Source organism: Paenibacillus sp. FSL R5-0908 (assembly GCF_038006245.1).
Taxonomy (GTDB): Bacteria; Bacillota; Bacilli; order Paenibacillales; family Paenibacillaceae; genus Paenibacillus_AQ; species Paenibacillus_AQ odorifer.
Map to the genome: position 1 here is coordinate 7143253 of NZ_JBBOUV010000001.1, position 17056 is coordinate 7160308.

The 17056-nt window shown below is 45.5% G+C and carries 14 protein-coding genes; 5 read left to right on the top strand and 9 right to left on the bottom strand.

What is annotated here, in order from left to right:
• Positions 1 to 69 precede the first annotated feature (69 nt).
• Positions 70 to 891, top strand: a complete 822-nt coding sequence (locus tag MKZ09_RS32660; RefSeq protein WP_076132682.1) for a class I SAM-dependent methyltransferase — start codon at positions 70 to 72, stop codon at positions 889 to 891.
• 66 nt (positions 892 to 957) lie between these two features.
• Here the strand turns inward: MKZ09_RS32660 and MKZ09_RS32665 are convergent, their stop codons facing one another.
• From MKZ09_RS32665 to MKZ09_RS32695, 7 genes are all read right to left on the bottom strand, one after another.
• Positions 958 to 1938, bottom strand: a complete 981-nt coding sequence (locus MKZ09_RS32665) for an alpha/beta hydrolase (protein WP_036682085.1) — start codon at positions 1936 to 1938, stop codon at positions 958 to 960.
• 226 nt (positions 1939 to 2164) lie between these two features.
• Positions 2165 to 3532, bottom strand: a complete 1368-nt coding sequence (locus tag MKZ09_RS32670; RefSeq protein WP_036682088.1) for a sensor histidine kinase — start codon at positions 3530 to 3532, stop codon at positions 2165 to 2167.
• Positions 3529 to 4203, bottom strand: coding sequence for a response regulator transcription factor (locus MKZ09_RS32675; protein ID WP_076132684.1), 675 nt, complete (start codon positions 4201 to 4203; stop codon positions 3529 to 3531). The genes MKZ09_RS32670 and MKZ09_RS32675 overlap by 4 nt, the downstream gene beginning before the upstream one ends.
• 170 nt (positions 4204 to 4373) lie before the next feature.
• Complete coding sequence (locus tag MKZ09_RS32680) at positions 4374 to 5447, bottom strand: ABC transporter substrate-binding protein (RefSeq protein WP_076132686.1); 1074 nt, start codon at positions 5445 to 5447, stop codon at positions 4374 to 4376.
• Positions 5444 to 6277, bottom strand: a complete 834-nt coding sequence (locus tag MKZ09_RS32685; protein ID WP_076202013.1) for an ABC transporter permease — start codon at positions 6275 to 6277, stop codon at positions 5444 to 5446. The genes MKZ09_RS32680 and MKZ09_RS32685 overlap by 4 nt, the downstream gene beginning before the upstream one ends.
• A complete protein-coding gene (locus MKZ09_RS32690; protein ID WP_036682096.1) occupies positions 6267 to 7079 on the bottom strand; it encodes an ABC transporter permease in 813 nt (270 codons plus the stop codon). Before MKZ09_RS32690 ends, MKZ09_RS32685 begins: the two co-directional genes overlap by 11 nt.
• Positions 7069 to 8178 carry an ABC transporter ATP-binding protein gene (locus MKZ09_RS32695; protein WP_036682445.1) on the bottom strand — a complete coding sequence of 370 codons (1110 nt, stop codon included), beginning with the start codon at positions 8176 to 8178 and terminating at the stop codon, positions 7069 to 7071. Before MKZ09_RS32695 ends, MKZ09_RS32690 begins: the two co-directional genes overlap by 11 nt.
• Positions 8179 to 8487: 309 nt before the next feature.
• Here MKZ09_RS32695 and MKZ09_RS32700 point away from each other — a divergent pair, with 309 nt between their 5' ends.
• Positions 8488 to 9588, top strand: coding sequence for an FUSC family protein (locus tag MKZ09_RS32700; protein ID WP_076202016.1), 1101 nt, complete (start codon positions 8488 to 8490; stop codon positions 9586 to 9588).
• A gap of 85 nt (positions 9589 to 9673) precedes the next feature.
• Here the strand turns inward: MKZ09_RS32700 and MKZ09_RS32705 are convergent, their stop codons facing one another.
• The gene (locus tag MKZ09_RS32705; protein WP_076202019.1) at positions 9674 to 10561 is read right to left on the bottom strand and encodes a DMT family transporter; all 888 of its coding nucleotides are present in this window, start codon (positions 10559 to 10561) and stop codon (positions 9674 to 9676) included.
• Positions 10562 to 10622: 61 nt separating this feature from the next.
• On the opposite strand from MKZ09_RS32705, the gene MKZ09_RS32710 reads away from it, so the two are divergent.
• From MKZ09_RS32710 to MKZ09_RS32720, 3 genes are read left to right on the top strand one after another with little or no spacing between them, the layout of a single operon-like run.
• On the top strand, positions 10623 to 11546 hold the full coding sequence (locus MKZ09_RS32710; RefSeq protein WP_305953755.1) for a LysR family transcriptional regulator: 924 nt from the start codon (positions 10623 to 10625) through the stop codon (positions 11544 to 11546).
• A gap of 19 nt (positions 11547 to 11565) precedes the next feature.
• Entirely contained in the window at positions 11566 to 12540 is a 975-nt protein-coding gene (locus tag MKZ09_RS32715) for an aldo/keto reductase (protein WP_076132692.1), read from the top strand.
• A 42-nt stretch (positions 12541 to 12582) separates the two neighbouring features.
• A complete protein-coding gene (locus MKZ09_RS32720) occupies positions 12583 to 13974 on the top strand; it encodes an aldehyde dehydrogenase (protein ID WP_076202022.1) in 1392 nt (463 codons plus the stop codon).
• Positions 13975 to 14025: 51 nt separating this feature from the next.
• Here the strand turns inward: MKZ09_RS32720 and pgmB are convergent, their stop codons facing one another.
• Positions 14026 to 17031 (bottom strand): beta-phosphoglucomutase, encoded by a 3006-nt coding sequence (pgmB, locus tag MKZ09_RS32725; RefSeq protein WP_081394174.1) that lies wholly within the window; start codon positions 17029 to 17031, stop codon positions 14026 to 14028.
• Positions 17032 to 17056 lie beyond the last annotated feature (25 nt).

Genomic DNA, 17056 nt, shown 5'->3' on the forward strand with positions numbered 1-17056 from the left:
CATTATTTGGCTTATCGAACCAGTGATTATACAATAGACCTATAAACATGATCTATGAGGGAGGATCACATGATACCTGAAAAAAACAGCAAACAAAACATCGACCGCTTTCTGGGCTTTCAAAATGAATATGACCGCTACCGCCCCGAAGCCCCTGAGATGATTATCAAATTGCTAACAGATTACCTAGGTACCACCCCTTCACTCGTCGCAGATATAGGCTGCGGTACGGGTTTGTCTACTTTTCTCTGGAAGGATGTCGCAGAACGCGTAATCGGTGTCGAGCCTAATCCAGATATGTTGGGAAAAGCAATCGATAAACTTAGCAGATTAGAAGCACCCCAATCAATTACTTTTGTGCAAGGCTACTCCAACCAGCTTCCGCTTGCATCAGATAGTGTAGACATAGTTACCTGCTCGCAATCATTCCACTGGATGGATCCTGAAACTACACTGCAAGAAATCTCCCGGGTCTTAAAAAAAGGCGGAGTATTTGCCGCCTACGATTGCGATTGGCCTTTATCTCTTCAGCAAAATGTAGAAGAACAATACAACCAGCTGATCTCCAAAACAGAAGAATGGCTAGCTTCGCTTTTGCCTAATGAGGAGAGAGCACATAAATGGGACAAAGAAGGCCATTTGTCACGGATCAAAGCTAGTGGGGCCTTCTCTTTTGCCAGAGAAATCGTATTCCACAACCTTGAGTCCTGCGACGCCCAGCGATATATCGGTTTAACCCTAAGTCAAGGGGGAGTGCAAACCGTAATGAAACTAGACGCTACCTTGCTGGAGCAAGATATCGCCGCTTACACCGCCGCGGTTGAACAGCATTTTCAAGGCAGAACATTAGAGGTTCTGATCAGCTACCGAATGAGAATCGGCATCAAATAATCTTCGATCACAACCAAAAAAACGCCCCGCCCCCTCATATGAGGAGTTCGGAGCGTTTTCTTCTTTTTATTTAACTTCTTCCATGAATACCCTTAGGTTCTCTACGATTTCTTTCGATTTTGAATGATGTAAGTAATGTCCGCCTTCAAATGTCATTACTTTTCCATGCACAGAATCCTTGACTTGCCCTTCATGCAGAGGAATCCAGTCTTTCACGGTAGTATTATTCGCTTGTATAAAGAAGATAATGGGAAGATTCTTGTCGAATGTTAAGCCTCTGGAGGCAACAAAGTTAGGATAAATATGTTCCATTTCATTTAAGGTAGTGGAATTGTTCATATTTTTAAGCGAAATCAATTTCATTTGTTTTTTGGTTTCATCATCAAATGGCAGTCCATCATAAGGGTCACCGCTTAATTGCAAGCCCAATCTTATAATCCCTGAATCTTTAAGCAGCTTTAATTTTTTAATTGGGAATTTAACATCCATACCGCCTTGCTCCGGAACACTACTATCAATACCCACAAAAGCACTCACTTCGTTTGGATATTTCTTCGCATATTCCAATCCGTAAATACCTCCAATCGAGTGGCCCATTAGAATGTATTGGTCAATGTTAAGATTCTGAACGGCTTCATGAATTTCACTAACGATATTCTCTGTAGTTCGTTCTTTTTTCGTTTCATCACTGAGTCCATACCCAAACGGTTCAACCGCCACCACTTTGTAGAATGGTGATAACTCATCAATCAACGGCTTGAAATCAAGTGCTGGTGCTCCTGTTCCAAAGCCTGGTATGAGCACGATCGTCTGTTTACCTTCTCCTTGAATCAAAACATTCATATTTTTCCCGTCAACAGGGACTAACTGGCCATAGTGCTGTATTTTTTTCTGGTCTGTTTTGTTGCTGATCACATTAACTGTATAGACAACGGCTAGAAAAAGTACGACCACGATCACTATTGCTCCTAATATTTTGAGCAACAGGTTACGCAGTTTATGTTTTTTCTGTCCATTCCCCGTTTTTTTGTCCGCTTGTTGTGTCACCCTCATCTTCTCCTGTCTTTAATCTGTTTATTAAGCTCTCTTAATGTTTCGCTAATGAGATCATAACTAACAAAGATGTACCCCTCATGACGGCAATATGAACTGAAAATGAACAGGTAAAAAAAATGCTACGGCAGCACAAGACAAGAAAACTTGCCAGTACTGCTGTAGCAATGAAAAATACGGGATGCATCCAAGCCCTCGCAAGGCACCGCCTGGAAGCTAATTACTCTGTCGGCGCTATAATTGGCAGGGTGACAACGATGGTCGTACCTTGACCGGGTTCGCTTTCCACGCGGATATCCCCTTTATGAAGCGTTACGATCTGTTTAACAATGGCAAGTCCCATCCCGCTGCCACCATATTTACGACTGTGGGATCGATCAGCCTTAAAGAACCGTTCAAAAATACGTTGCTGATCCTCAAGTGAAATCCCGATGCCAGTGTCTGTTATCCGAACGGTCACGTTATTGATATCTTGTTTGAGGCTGACGTTAATTACACTGTTATCCTTAGAAAACTTGATGCTGTTGCCAAGGAGATTGGTCCATACCTGACTTAACAGGTCATAATCAGCCAGTAGGATAATAGGCTTCAGATCAAGGTCGAAGCTGATGTTACGAGCTGACCATTGCGGCTGAATTGCTACGATTACTCTTCTTATCTGTTCGTCCAGATTGAATGTAGTTAGCCGTAGCTGCTGGGACTGCGATTCTAATAAACTCAGCTTCAGCAGGCTGTCACTCATTTTAGACATCCGTTCTGCTTCAGCGATAATAATATCCAGATAACGATTTCGCTCTTGTTCTGCAAGATCTACTCGCTTGAGCGCAATCGCATACCCAGATATTGAGGTGAGCGGAGACTGGACCTCATGCGACACATTGGATACAAACTCCTTACGCATCTGCTCAAGCTGCTGCAGATCGTGCATCATTTCTTCAAAGCTGCGAGCCAAGGTACCTAGCTCTCCGGTTTGCTTAATATTCAGCTCGACGTTAAAATCACCAGCTGCTATTCTTCTGGTCGCTTTGGTTAGCTTCTTGATCGGTCTGACTAAGAACATTGCAGCTACCAGAATCAAAAGGCTTCCAGCTATCAATGAATAGAGCAAGAAATTTAATACCAAGTTCCTTCTGGCAGTGACGGAAGGGGGATTAAGCGTCTCCACAAACATCGCTTTGGTGCCGTCTTCCGTTCTCAGCTGTAAGCCTAGGAGAAGCGCAGAAATATTCCTGTTATGAGGTTGATATACTTCTCCTGCGAGAACTTTTTTTATTTCTTCCATAGTTACAGGGACCGGCTTGTGCCCATTAAGCGTTCCGTAAGATTGGAATTTACCCGCTTCATCGAAAATTCGGATGTGGTAGGAATCAAGCTGCTTCATTCCACTTACGAAAGAGTTGGCTCCACGAAATGGGAAGGTCTCGTAAACCCTGACAATATCCTGTCCAAAATGCAATAAGGGAATTCGCGTGTTCTCGTTCAGTTTATCTTCGAATACCCAAGTTGCCACAAACAAAGCAATGATTGTGCCCCCGATTACGGAGGCTAGGAAGGTCAGTACAACGCGTGTATATATGGATCTAATCATTCGTACACCTCAAGCCTGTAGCCAAGTCCACGCACCGTCTCAATACGAAAATCAGGGGTAGTCGCAAACCGTTCACGCAGGCGTTTAATATGCACGTCAATCGTCCGATCATCTCCAGCATAATCAATTCCCCAAATTTGATCGATCAACTGCTCGCGCGTATAGACTTGTCCGGGTGTCCCAGCAAGCTTGTACAGCAATTCGAACTCCTTGAGGGGTAAGGCAAATGACTCCGTGCCTCTCATCACCTTATAGGTCTGCCGATCAAGGATGACGTTACCAATTTGGATCATCTGCGTGGAGCCGATCCGATATCGTTTCAGCAATGACCTAACACGGACCGTCAGCTCCAACGGATCGAAGGGTTTAGTTAAATAATCATCCGTACCTAATTCGAAGCCCTTCACTTTCTCCCAGGTTTCGCCTCTGGCAGTCAATATAAGTAATGGAAGATCGGGATTAGCTCGGCGGAGCTCCTTACAAAGCATCCAACCATCCATATTTGGCATCATTATATCCAACACGACAAGATCGACATTTGTTCCAGCATATACGGCGAGCGCTTCCTTGCCATCCACAGCTTCAACTGTTTCGAATCCGTCATTGCGGAGAAATAAACAGACAAGCTCGCGAATGTTCGCATCGTCGTCAGCAACCAGTATAGTAGGCATTCGTTTCCTCTTTTCCTGTTGTCCATTCTTACTATTATACTATATTATACTTTCGGCTAAACTGTCGTTTGTCTTGAGGCTACACAATGATCAAACCGAAAAAGAGCGTCTAACACGGTTACCCGTATGTAGACGCTCTTAATGTCGAAATTGCTTTAGCTTTAGTCAGCTTACTTCTTATTCATCTTAAACATTAGGAACAGCTCATTATAATGAGCAAGCATCCGTTTGCCAAGGTTATCGTATACTTCAAGCCGGTCCGTAATTTCAGCAGGTGGATAGAAACGGGTATCCTCAGAAGTTTCCTCAGGAAGCAGCTCCAGCGCAGGAATGTTAGGCGTGGAATAACCTACGTATTCTGCATTCTTAGCAGCGACGTCTGGGCGGAGCATGAAGTTGATGAACTGATGCGCTCCATCCACATTTTTCGCTGTCCGAGGAATAACCATGTTATCAAACCACTTGTTCGAGCCTTCTTCCGGCACTACATAATCCAGCTTATCATTCTCGTCCATGATCTCGGAAGCATCGCCGGACCAGACAATCCCAACCGCAGCTTCTTCATTTGCCAGCAGCATCTTGATCTCATCACCGACAATCGCCTTCACGTTAGGAGACAACTTGTTGAGCTTGGTCAGTGCTTCCTGCAGATGTGCCTCATCCTTGTCATTAACGGAATAATGCAGGCTGTTCAAGGCCATGCCCATCACTTCACGGGCTCCGTCCACCAGGAAGATGTTATTATGCAGTCTGCTGTCCCAAAGAGAATCCCAGCTGGTGAAGTCCATGCCTTTAGTCATTTCCGGATTGAAAATAATCCCAACGGTCCCCCAGAAATAAGGCACAGAATATTTGTTACCCGGATCAAACGAAAGGTCCATAAAGCGTGAATCAATATTCTTTAGATTCGAAATCTTGCTATGATCCAGCGGGATGAGCAGATCTTCTTCTTTCATCTTGGCAATGGCATAATCCGAAGGGATTACAACATCAAAGGTAGTTCCCCCCTGCTCAACCTTGGTCAACATAGCTTCATTAGAATCGAAGGTTTGATAAATGACTGTTAAGCCGGTCTCTTTTTCAAATTCCTTCAATAGATCGGGATCAACATAGTCGCCCCAGTTATAGATAGTCAATGTGTTTCCACCTGAATATCCCTCTCTCGAATTCATCCAAGAGCCCAAGTACATGAGCGCAAATGCCGTGATAAGGATCGCCAGAAAAGCATTAATCAGCTGTTTCATCTAGGCACCCCCGCTTCTGCAACAGGCTCCGCCACAGCTTCTGCCGTGTTATGACGATTTTTCTTAAGGGTCAGGAAGTAATAACCAACCACGAGCAGAATGGTGAACAGGAAGATCATTGTCGACAACGCATTGATCGATAGCGACACCCCTTGCCGGGCTCTAGAGTATATCTCAACCGATAACGTCGAATAACCGTTGCCTGTTACGAAGAACGTAACCGCAAAGTCATCCAGTGAATACGTAAGCGCCATAAAAAATCCGCTGAAGATCCCTGGTTTAATAATCGGCAAAATTACTTTTGTCAGCACATCCTTACGGCTTGCCCCAAGATCACGGGCTGCATCCGTCAATGTAGGGCTCATTTCCTGTAGATGCGGCAAAATCATCAATAGGGCAATCGGTACGCTGAATGCAACGTGTGAGAGCAGAACAGACGCGAAGCCCAGCTTGATGCCAGCAATGGTGAACAGGATAAGGAACGAAGCACCAATAATGACATCCGGACTGACGATCAGCACGTTATTCAGAGACAGCAAGGTGTTCTTAGCGCGGCGATTCTGCACACTTTTAATGGCCAGCGCACCAATAATAGCGATAAGGGTCGCAATAGCCGAGGATAGCAGCGCGATCACAAGCGTATTGATTACGATGATGATCAGGCGCTTATCTTGGACTACCTCACGGTAGTAATCCAGCGTAAAGCCCTCGAACTTATGCATCGTCCCCCCACTGTTGAACGAATAGTACATTAAATAGAAGATAGGTGCATACAGAACAATGAACACCAGAACTAGGTAGAGGTTAGAGAATCCATTTTTATTTCTCATTCCGCGCCCCTTTCCGCGATCCGCCTGTGATAATCATAAACAGCGCCATAATGGCAATCAGAAACACTGCAACTGTAGAACCCATGCCCCAGTCCTGAGTGACCAGGAAATGCTGCTCAATTGCGGTGCCCAGCGTAATGACCCTGTTGCCTGCAATCAGGCGGGTGATCATAAATAGGGACAGCGCAGGTATGAATACTGCCATACAGCCTGAGCGTACTCCCGAAATGGTCAGCGGAAAAATAACACGTCTAAACGTGGTCCAGCCCGAAGCCCCTAAATCACGTGCCGCATCCAGCAAGGATAAATTCAAATCCTCCAAAGCGCTGTATATCGGCAGGATCATAAACGGAATAAAAATATAGACAGATACAAATACAAAGCTGAAGCCCGTAAACAGAATTTGCTGTTCTCCGATTCCAAGCAGATCAAAGAAATTATTGATCGGACCAAATGTACCGAATATCCCTATAAAAGCGTAGGTTTTTAGCAGCAAATTAATCCATGTCGGCAAAATAATCAGCAATAACCACAGCTGCTTATGTTTGGTTCTCGTCAGCAGATAAGCCGCCGGATAGGCAACCAGCAAAGAGAATGCTGTAATCAGAAACGCGTACCAGAACGAGGTCAGCGTCATTTTTAAATATACCGGGGTGAAGAAACTGACGTAATTATCCAGAGTAATATGGCCATCCAAATCAAATAACGAATAGTAGATGACAAGCACTACTGGTGCAATTACAAACAATGCGATCCAGAGGTAATAAGGGATGAGATAGTACGATTTGCCCTTATTCTTCATGACTCTCCACCTCGCCATAAGCTTCCAGACGTCTGTCGAATTCTTCCTCCGTTTCACCGAAACGCATAACATGAATCGCTTCCGGATCAAAATAAAGGCCAATTTCACTGCCTACAGTCGCCTTACGCGTAGAATGCACAAGCCATTCATGCCCGGATTCATCATAACAGCTGATTTCATAATGTACGCCCCGGAACAGCTGGGAATCAACCCGCACACGTAGTTTACCCTGTTCCAGCGTAGAAATTTCCAAATCCTCAGGACGAATAACAATCTCTACGGATTCATTCGGTTTCAGCCCGGCATCGAAACATTCGAAGCGGCGGCCGTTAAACTCCACCAGATAATCCTCGATCATAACTCCCGGCACAATGTTCGATTCGCCAATAAAATCCGCCACAAAACGGTTAATCGGCTCATCATAAATATCGTTAGGGGTGCCGCTTTGCTCGATTTTTCCTTTATTCATGACAAAAATCCAGTCGGACATCGCGAGTGCCTCTTCCTGGTCATGCGTTACAAAAATAAAGGTAATGCCTAACCGCTGCTGCATTTCCCGCAGTATGTACTGCATCTCCGTGCGCAGCTTGAGATCTAGCGCCGATAGAGGCTCGTCCAGCAATAGAACCTGTGGCTCATTCACAATCGCCCGGGCAATAGCAACCCGCTGGCGCTGACCGCCGGACATTTCGTTAATCGCACGCTGCTCATAACCCACAAGGTTAACGAAGCTTAGCGCTTCCTGTACCTTCTTTGTGATAACGTCCTTCTTAAGCTTCTTAATACGCAGTCCGAAAGCCACATTCTCGAATACGTTCAGGTGTGGGAACAATGCGTAATCCTGAAATACCGTATTGACCTGCCGCTCATTGGCGGGAATGTGGTTAATTACTTTTCCATTTAAATAGATAGAACCGCTCGTTGGCTCAGCGAACCCGGCGATCAATCGAAGAATAGTCGTTTTACCACAGCCAGATGGACCAAGTAGTGTATAGAATTTGCCGCGCTCTATCTCAAAGCTGACTCCTTTTAACACCGGATCTTCGTCGTCATATTGCTTAGTAACTTCTTCAAATGAAATGATGGTACCTTCCTGAATAGCTATAGCTAACAACCTCCCTTACCTTAGTAATACAATACTATTTTACCCGCATCTTGCGGAGAACAATCGAAATGGGCATGCTCAGCGCTAATAAGCGACAATTTCCCCTCTCCTTCGACGCTCCAATAGATATAGCATATTAGATTGTACCATTATATGCGATAGCTTACATTGTTAAATGCTAAGCATAAACTTAACAAGTTTGTAAAAAGTCCAGTCTTCCCTGCCCTTTTTGAGGTGCTATAATGAAAACGAACTGAAAAGCCAGTGTGGTTTTCTTATTTTTGCGAAAGAAGATGAATGATAATGAACGAGGGGTTATTAGACCGCCTTGAAAAATATGGATTCTCGCTTTACATGATACGAATTACGCTTGCCGCATCACTATCCTGGGTAGCCGTACACAGTTTATATGGTGACCAATATTTATACTTTGCACCGCTTGCAGCCATTCTTATTACTCAAGCCAGTGTGAAGGCTTCACTTGAAAAAGGAATCTACCGCCTGATCGGCATTATTATCGGCGGAATCGTCAGCCTGATTGTAGGCCAATTCTTCGATGTAGGTGCATTTTCCATTCTGCTAATTCTGCTCATCGGGATCGGAATTGCCACGGCCTGTCGGATGAATATCCAAGCGGTTTCGCAGGTTGGGGTGACCTCGGTTCTGGCCCTTACCTTTTATCATAATGATTACGTGCTGTGGAGAGTCGCCGAAACTTTTATTGGTGTGCTCATTGCCTTGATCATCAATATGATTATCGTTCCACCAAACAGGTTCGTCAAGGTAAAAGCATTGGCACTCGATGGAAGCCTTCTACTTTCGGATGCTTTAAAAAGTCTCGTAGGCTTAAGAAGAGATTCATCTAAGGATGATAATATGCTGGAGCAAGCAGGTAAATTGCTGTCTGCCAGCAATCAACAACAGAAGGAAATGTTCTATACCATTGCTCACTATCAGTGTCGTGGTGATCTAAAGGGACTAATACAAGCCACGGCACATCTAAAGACCATTCATTCCTATGTTAAAGAAATTGCCGACGATATTTGCTTGCTGCCAGCACATCATGCCAATTCTGACTGGATGCTGGAAGTGCTGGAGGCAACAGCCGATTGTATAGCTGTTTATGGTACCAAGACCTTATCCAAGGCTGAATGCCAACGTTCACTCACAGATTGTCTGCATCGTGCCCGCGACTTGCAGGCGGCCAGCTTCTCTGAACTGCAAGGACGGTGCTCACTGTCATCCGTTCGTGATCTAGGAGCGCTCTTCAGTCACTTAAACCGGGTACTCGAAGAAGTGGAACGTGCTAGTTCTGCTACTTACGTAGTTGCAGCTCGGCCTTCAACAGCTGAAATCACACGCGCTATACGCTTAATCAAAAAAGGACTCTCCCAGAAGCTCTAAGCTTGGGAGTGTCCTTTTTTTATGTTCAATCCTAATAGACAGAATGCCCTTTTGCACGATTGGTTACTATAACCAACAAATTTAACTAGACTGATTGTTTGGCGGCTCGCCCTATCTTCACATTTACCAGAACGATACTGCTAACAATCAGTAATAATCCGATCACAAGATTTATGGTAATCTGCTCTTTCAAAAAAACTACGCTGGTTGCTATCGAGATCAGGGGGATCAAGAAGGTGAATGAACCTACTTTTCCTGCTTCTCCTTCGTTAATCAGCTTGAAATAAATTAGCCAGCCCAGAGCAATAACAAAGATTGCGATAAACAAGGTATCCACAATAAAGGTTCCACTCCAGGTGATATCCGACCATTTCTCCGTAGCTGATCCCGAAAGTAGCAGAATGATGCCACCGATCGTGATTTGCATAGCCGTCATCCACAGCATATCCACACGTACAGCATTCCGTTTCATATATATTGTTCCTAATGCCCAGCTTAAGGCACTGGCTAAAGCCAACACAATTCCCCATATGGAGATACTCCCGTTAATTCCGCCGATACTAAGAGAGGCTACCCCGAGAAAACCAAGCAGCAAACCAGCCATTTTAAGCCCGTACATGCTCTCACCTAACCACAGCCAAGAAAAAACACCTAGCAATACAGGCTGCAAAAATACAATCGATGAGAACAATCCCGCCGGAACATACTGCAAGCCAATCGTCTGAAACCCATAATAGAACACAATACTAAGTACCGCCGAGATCAGATAGATCGGCCAGAGCTGCTTGAAGCGAAGCTCCTTCACCTTAGGCAGTGCAATTAGAATCAGAATAATACCGCCTACGACGGTTCGAATACCTGCAAATAATAAAGGTGGAGCATAGTCTAAGGCGATTTTGGATATAGGCCAATTAATGCCCCATACAATCACCAAAAAAATAAGAAGGATCATACTTTTCTTCTGCTGATTCATTTGTTCACTTCCTTGGTGTAGATTCATCACAAATGATACAATAAACAAGAGCATAAATGAAATGAATAATAATCATAAGGGGCATATCATATTTGTTATGAACAATACTCAAATTCGTTTATTCGTCAAAATTGCCGAAAGCGGCAGCTTTACTAAAGCTGGTGTAGAACTGAATATGACCCAGCCTGCGGTCAGCCGGGCGATCTCGTCCCTCGAAGCCGAATTAGACGTGAAGCTCTTGCTTCGAGACCGGCGTAATGGCCTGATGCTTACGGATATCGGCAAACGTATTCTTGTTATTTTCCGTGAAATTCTAATGGGCTTTGATAAGGTCAATCAGGAGATTTACGCGGAGAGAGGTCTTGAAAAAGGAAGTATCCGCATTGGAGCTTTCCCTGTGGCATCGGCTCATTTTCTACCGAAGATTATTAGCTCTATCACTAAAAGATATCCAAACATTACAATTAGCTTACAGGAGGGTTCTATCGCTGAAGTCAGAGAATGGTTGGATTCAAAAGAAATTGATGTTGGCTTATTGCTCGCTCCCAGTGCAGAATTCGAAACCATTCCATTATATAGAGAGAAATTGTTTGCCGTTTTTAAAGATGACCACCCCCTGCAAAAGCGATCCATTGTATGTGTGCAGGAATTAGCGAACGAGCCCATGTTGATTTGCAAAGCAGGATATGAACCGCCTGTAGTAGAGCTATTTCACAGAAGTAATAGCCATCTGAATGTAAAATATGTGGTTAATAACTTTGCAACAGCTCTTAATATGGTTCAGGAGGGACTGGCGATCGGCGTGATGTCTGAGCTGTCCTTGTTATCTCTGCCTCCAAATGTGGTTACCCGTGAGCTGCAGCCGGATGCTTATAGAGATATCCAAATTGCGGTCAGCTCGCTTGCCGACACTTCAATTGCTGTAAAGCTCTTCATTGAGACAGCGCTGGATCTTTTCGCTCAAAATAAATGGATAAATGAATAGATGATAAGGAGTGCTGAGGATGAACTTTAAAAGACTAGGAAATAGCGGGTTACAGGTATCCGCATTAGGACTGGGAACGAACGCTTTCGGCAAACGTGCGGATCAAGAGACCTCCATTCAGATTGTACATGCTGCGCTTGATCATGGAATTAATTTCATAGACACTGCTAATATTTACGCTGGCTCAGAATCCGAGCGAATCCTCGGTCTGGCCTTGGAAGGTAGGAGACATGAGGCTGTTCTCGCAACTAAAGCAGGTTTAGTTAAAAATGAGGGTCCCAACGGCAGCGGCTCCTCCCGTCGCCATTTGCTGCAGGAGCTTGAAGATAGCCTTCGCCGCCTTAAGACAGACTATATCGATCTATACCAGATTCATACCTTTGATCCCTATACGCCGCTTGAAGAAACCTTACGAACCTTGGACGATATGGTATCCTCGGGCAAAATCCGTTATATCGGGGCCTCCAACTATACAGCATGGCAATTAATGAAGGCGATTGGGATTAGTGAAGCACGCAACTTCACCAAGTACATTTCAATTCAGTGCAGCTACTCCTTAGCAGACCGGACACCGGAGAATGAGCTTCTTTCGCTCTGCCTGGATCAAGGTGTAGGGATCATTCCTTACTTTCCACTAGCTGGCGGAATTCTCACCGGCAAATATAATACAAGCGATTCAGCGCCATCAGGGTCCAGAGCAGATACTGATCCTAATTTCAAAAGATTCCTTGATGATGACCGGATCAAGCTCGGAAGCCAAGTGAGCCAAATTGCTGAGGAAATGGAAACCTCAACTACTGCGCTCTCCTTAGCTTGGCTTATGAATCGGCCTGCCGTCTCGACGGTTATTGTCGGGGCTACACGTGTGGAACAGCTGGAACAAAATTTGCTTAGTACCTCGCTTGTACTTAATGAAGAAACTGCGGCCAAGCTGGATGAAGCCAGTGATTCCTTCCGTTATGGCGAGCCGTTCGCTTTTTACCGACTCCCATAGAGTCGTATGCTCTAACTTCTTACAAGGATGGAGGAAAGATTAATGACAACCTATACAGCTGACAGCATTCAAGGAATGCTTGAAGAGCATAAGGATTTCTTTAATAGCGGCGTAACTAAGGAGGTTTCTTTTCGTCTCCAGCAGCTGCTCAAGCTTAAGAATATTATTAAACAATACGAAGGACGTATCATCACTGCACTACAACAGGATTTAGGAAAAGGTGAGTTCGAAGCCTATGCCACAGAAATCGGCTTTACGCTGGACAGTATCGGCTATATGATGAAACATCTTAAGCGTTGGGCGAAGCCTAAAAAGGTTCGATCCCCGCTGCACTTATTTCCTGCAAAAAGTTATATTTTAAGTGAGCCTTACGGCACAACACTCATTATTGGCCCGTTTAATTATCCATTTCAGTTGCTAATTGAGCCCCTGATCGGCGCCATTGCCGCTGGTAACTGCGCTGTCCTCAAGCCATCTGAGAGCACACCTGCCATCTCGTCCGTGGTTGAGCAGCTTATTCAGGAGACCTTCGAACCACAGTATATCCGCGTAATTCAGGGGGAAAAAGAGACCACTAATTTGCTGATCCACGCCAAGTTTGATTATATTTTCTTTACGGGCAGTGTGCCTGTCGGCAAAATCGTAATGGAAGCAGCGGCGAAAAATCTAGTGCCTGTAACCTTGGAGCTTGGCGGGAAAAGTCCGGTTATTGTTGATAAGACCGCTAATCTTGATGCTGCAGCGAAACGGATTGTCTGGGGCAAGCTGCTGAACGCGGGCCAAACCTGTATCGCACCGGATTATCTATGGGTCCACAAGGATATTGCCAAAGAATTGATCACCAAAATCAAACATCACATCACTGAGTTCTACGGTCAGGATGCACAGCCTAATACAGATTACGGCCGGATCGTGAATGATCGCCAGCTGCAAAGACTTGCCGACCTCATTGCGCGTGATCATAGCAAGGTGATTATGGGCGGCACCATCGTGCCAGAAGAACGTTATATTGAGCCTACTTTAATCTATCCTGCCTCTTGGACGGATGCTGCTATGGAAGATGAGATCTTCGGTCCGATTCTCCCAATATTGGAATATCAGCAATTGGATGAGGCCATTCAGAGCATTAATGAACATCCAAAGCCACTGGCACTATACCTATTTACGGAGGATAAGAGTGTAGAACAAGAGGTGCTGTCCCGGGTCTCATTCGGGGGAGGCTGTATCAATGATACGATCTCACATGTGGCGAGCACTTATCTTCCGTTTGGTGGAGTAGGAAACTCCGGAATGGGGGGTTATCACGGGAAGTATAGCTTTGAGGTCTTCTCCCATCGTAAAAGCATCGTCAAGCGAGGCACACGGATCGACCTCGGAATCGTGTATCCTCCTTATGGCAATAAAGTGAAGCTGGTTCGAAAAGTAATGAAATAAACAAAGCAGCAACCCTCCCATGATCGGGAGGGTTGCTGCTTATCAGGTTAACTACGCAAATAGCTCTAACAATTTCTCTACACTTAGCTCTGCGGTGGAAGCCAGACATAGATCCGCTTTCTCGGTCACGAGCGCCACTCCAGCTCCCACTGACTTCATACCAGCAGCATTAATTGCGGCTATTCCCTCCTCGGTATCCTCAATCGCCACACAGCAGTCCGGGGATATGCCCAGCATCTCCGCAACCTGCAAGTGAATCTCTGGATCTGGCTTGCTTCTACGCAAGTTTCCAGGGTCAGCCACCGCCTGAAACCAATGCCCGATCTGCAAGCGTTCGAGAATCAGAAGCGCATTCTCATTCACTGAAGCCAGTCCGATAGCGATTCCTCTTTGCTGCAAATCGGACAACACACTGTGGATACCCGGGTACAGCTCAGCAGGCGTCATTTGCTGAACCAGCTGTCTATACTTCTCGTTCTTTTTGTTGCAGAGCATTCCCTTTACCGGTTGCGGCAAATTCAGTCCACTACTCTCCAGAATGACTTCTAAAGATTCCATTCGACTTAGGCCCTTGAGACTCTTATGTTTCTCTCGATCAAAAGAAAGCGCAAGCTCATCCGCCAGATCCTTCCAAGCCTCATAATGATACTCTCCAGTGTCAGTAATTATCCCGTCCAGCTCGAAAATAACAGCTTCAAGCTGCTTCACATTCGAAAGCCTCAGCGGCTTCTGCGCAGACAACTGTATAAGGTTTCCCTTATGCATAATCTCAAGCTCTTCGCCCTCCAGCAGCGTATAGATCACTTCTGTATCACTCACAAAAATATCCAATAGCTGTCCAGCGCATGTTATTTTAAACCGATAGCTCTCCCACTGCGCTGGCACACTAGGATTAAATGATAACATCCCGCCGCATAAGCGCATGCCACCAAAACCATTCACAATCGACAGCCAGGAGCCTGCCATAGCAGCAGTATGCAGTCCATCCTTCACGTTGCGGTTGATGTCATCCAAGTCCATCCGTACCGTGCGGTCAAAATAGGAATAGGCTCCCTTCAAATCACCAATCTCAGCAGATATTATACTGTGGATGCACGGTGACAATGAAGAATCATGCGTCGTCAGCGGCTCATAATAATTATAATTCCGGATCTTATCCGCCAAGCTGAATTGGTCACCCAGCAGAAACATTGCCATTACCAAGTCCGCCTGTTTCAACACCTGATGACGGTAAATTACCAGCGGATGGTAGTTGAGCAGCAGCGGATATTTATCGGCTGGTGTATGCTCGAAATCCCATTTTTTCTTGGAGAGAAACGTGTCGTCTTGAGCATAAATGCCAAGCCCCTCATCAAAGGGGATAAACATTTTGTCCGCCGCTTCCAGCCACACTAATGTCTCATGCTCAGTCAGACCGATTTTTTGCTTCAGACGTTCAAAATGCTCAGGATACTGCTTAGACAATATCCCTGCCATCTCGTGTGCATAATAAAGCTGATCCTGGACCATAAAGTTGGTGTATGCATTATTGTTGACGATAGCTGTATATTCATCAGGACCGGTTACTGCATCAATACAAAAGGCACCGCCCCTAGCCGGATTAAAGTACCCCAAGTCCAACCAAAAGCGGGAAGTTTCGAATAAAATTTCCGCTCCCTTCGTAACCAAAAAATAATAATCTCCGGTAGCCAGTACATACTGCTTGATGGCATACGCAATATCCGCATTAATATGCATTTGCGCCGTGCCTGCCGGGAAATATGCAGAGTTCTCTGCCCCGTCTATAGTCCGCCAAGGGAACAAGGCTCCCTTCTGCGACATTACCGCTGCACGCTCCCGTGCTTTGTCTAACGTCGCATAACGAAATTCGAGCAGCTTTCGGCTAATCTCCGGCTGTGTGAACGTAAAGAAGGGCAGCATATACATCTCGGTATCCCAGAAATAGTGCCCTTCGTATCCTTCACCCGTTAATCCCTTGGCTCCAATATTCGTAACCCCATCACGGCCTACGGATTGAAGCAGTTGAAAAGCATTAAAGCGGATGCCCTGCTGAAGCGCAAGATCACCATGAATCTCCACATCCGTATGTGCCCAGTATCGATCCAGATAAGCCTGCTGTTCCTGGGCAAGCACTTCAAACCCGCTATGGTCTGCTAAGTGTAATATTTCAGTACTTCTACTGAGTAGTTCGTCTTCCGGATAATCTTTAGAGGTATGGTAAGAGATATATTTGGTTAGTGAGACGCTTTCCCCACGCTCCACCGGGACGACAAACTGCATGGATAATTTCTGCCCCTCATGCTGCACGGTCCTTTTATCCTCTGATCTTGAATCGAGCTTATGACTTACCCCTGTTAATAAGGCAAACTGGGTATGCCGCGTCCGCTGCTTCATCCATAAGAAGGACTGTCCCGGTTCATGACCGGTATCCTCCAGGAGCAGACTGGGCTCCTTGCCTCCCGAGCCCAATCTGGGATCATCCGTTACCTTAGGTTTTTGGATCTTGCCGTCGATGGATGAAGTGAAGGTAAGCACTCCGCTGAAATTCAGCGCTTTAACCTCATAATCTATCGCCGCAAGATGTTTGTGCTGCAAAGTCACCATCCGCCGGATATGAAGCTGTACCCGGTGACCAGCTGGAGATTCCCATTCTACCTGCCGATGCAGAACCCCGCTCCGCATATCCAGCTTTCGTTCATAATGGTGCACTTGCCCACTGTTTAACTGAAAGGTCTGCCCTTCAATACTCAGTTCAATAATCTTGGCATCTGTTACGTTCAGCATCGCTTGATTGCGGGATGGATATCCGTAGGCTCCTTCTGGATATACAATGGGCTCCGAATCAAAAAAACCATTCAAATAATTACCGGTTACAGACGAGCCTGAGCTGCCGTGGTAACCTTCTTCGAAATTACCGCGCATGCCAATATATCCATTGCCAAGAGCAAAAATACTCTCGCTTCTTTGATTGTTCTCTTCGCTATAAGCTCCCTCATCAAGACTCCACTCCCGGTAAGGATATACCGCCGCCGGATGTACGTATGGTTTCATCTTCATCTCTCTAAGCTCCCCCTGATCACAG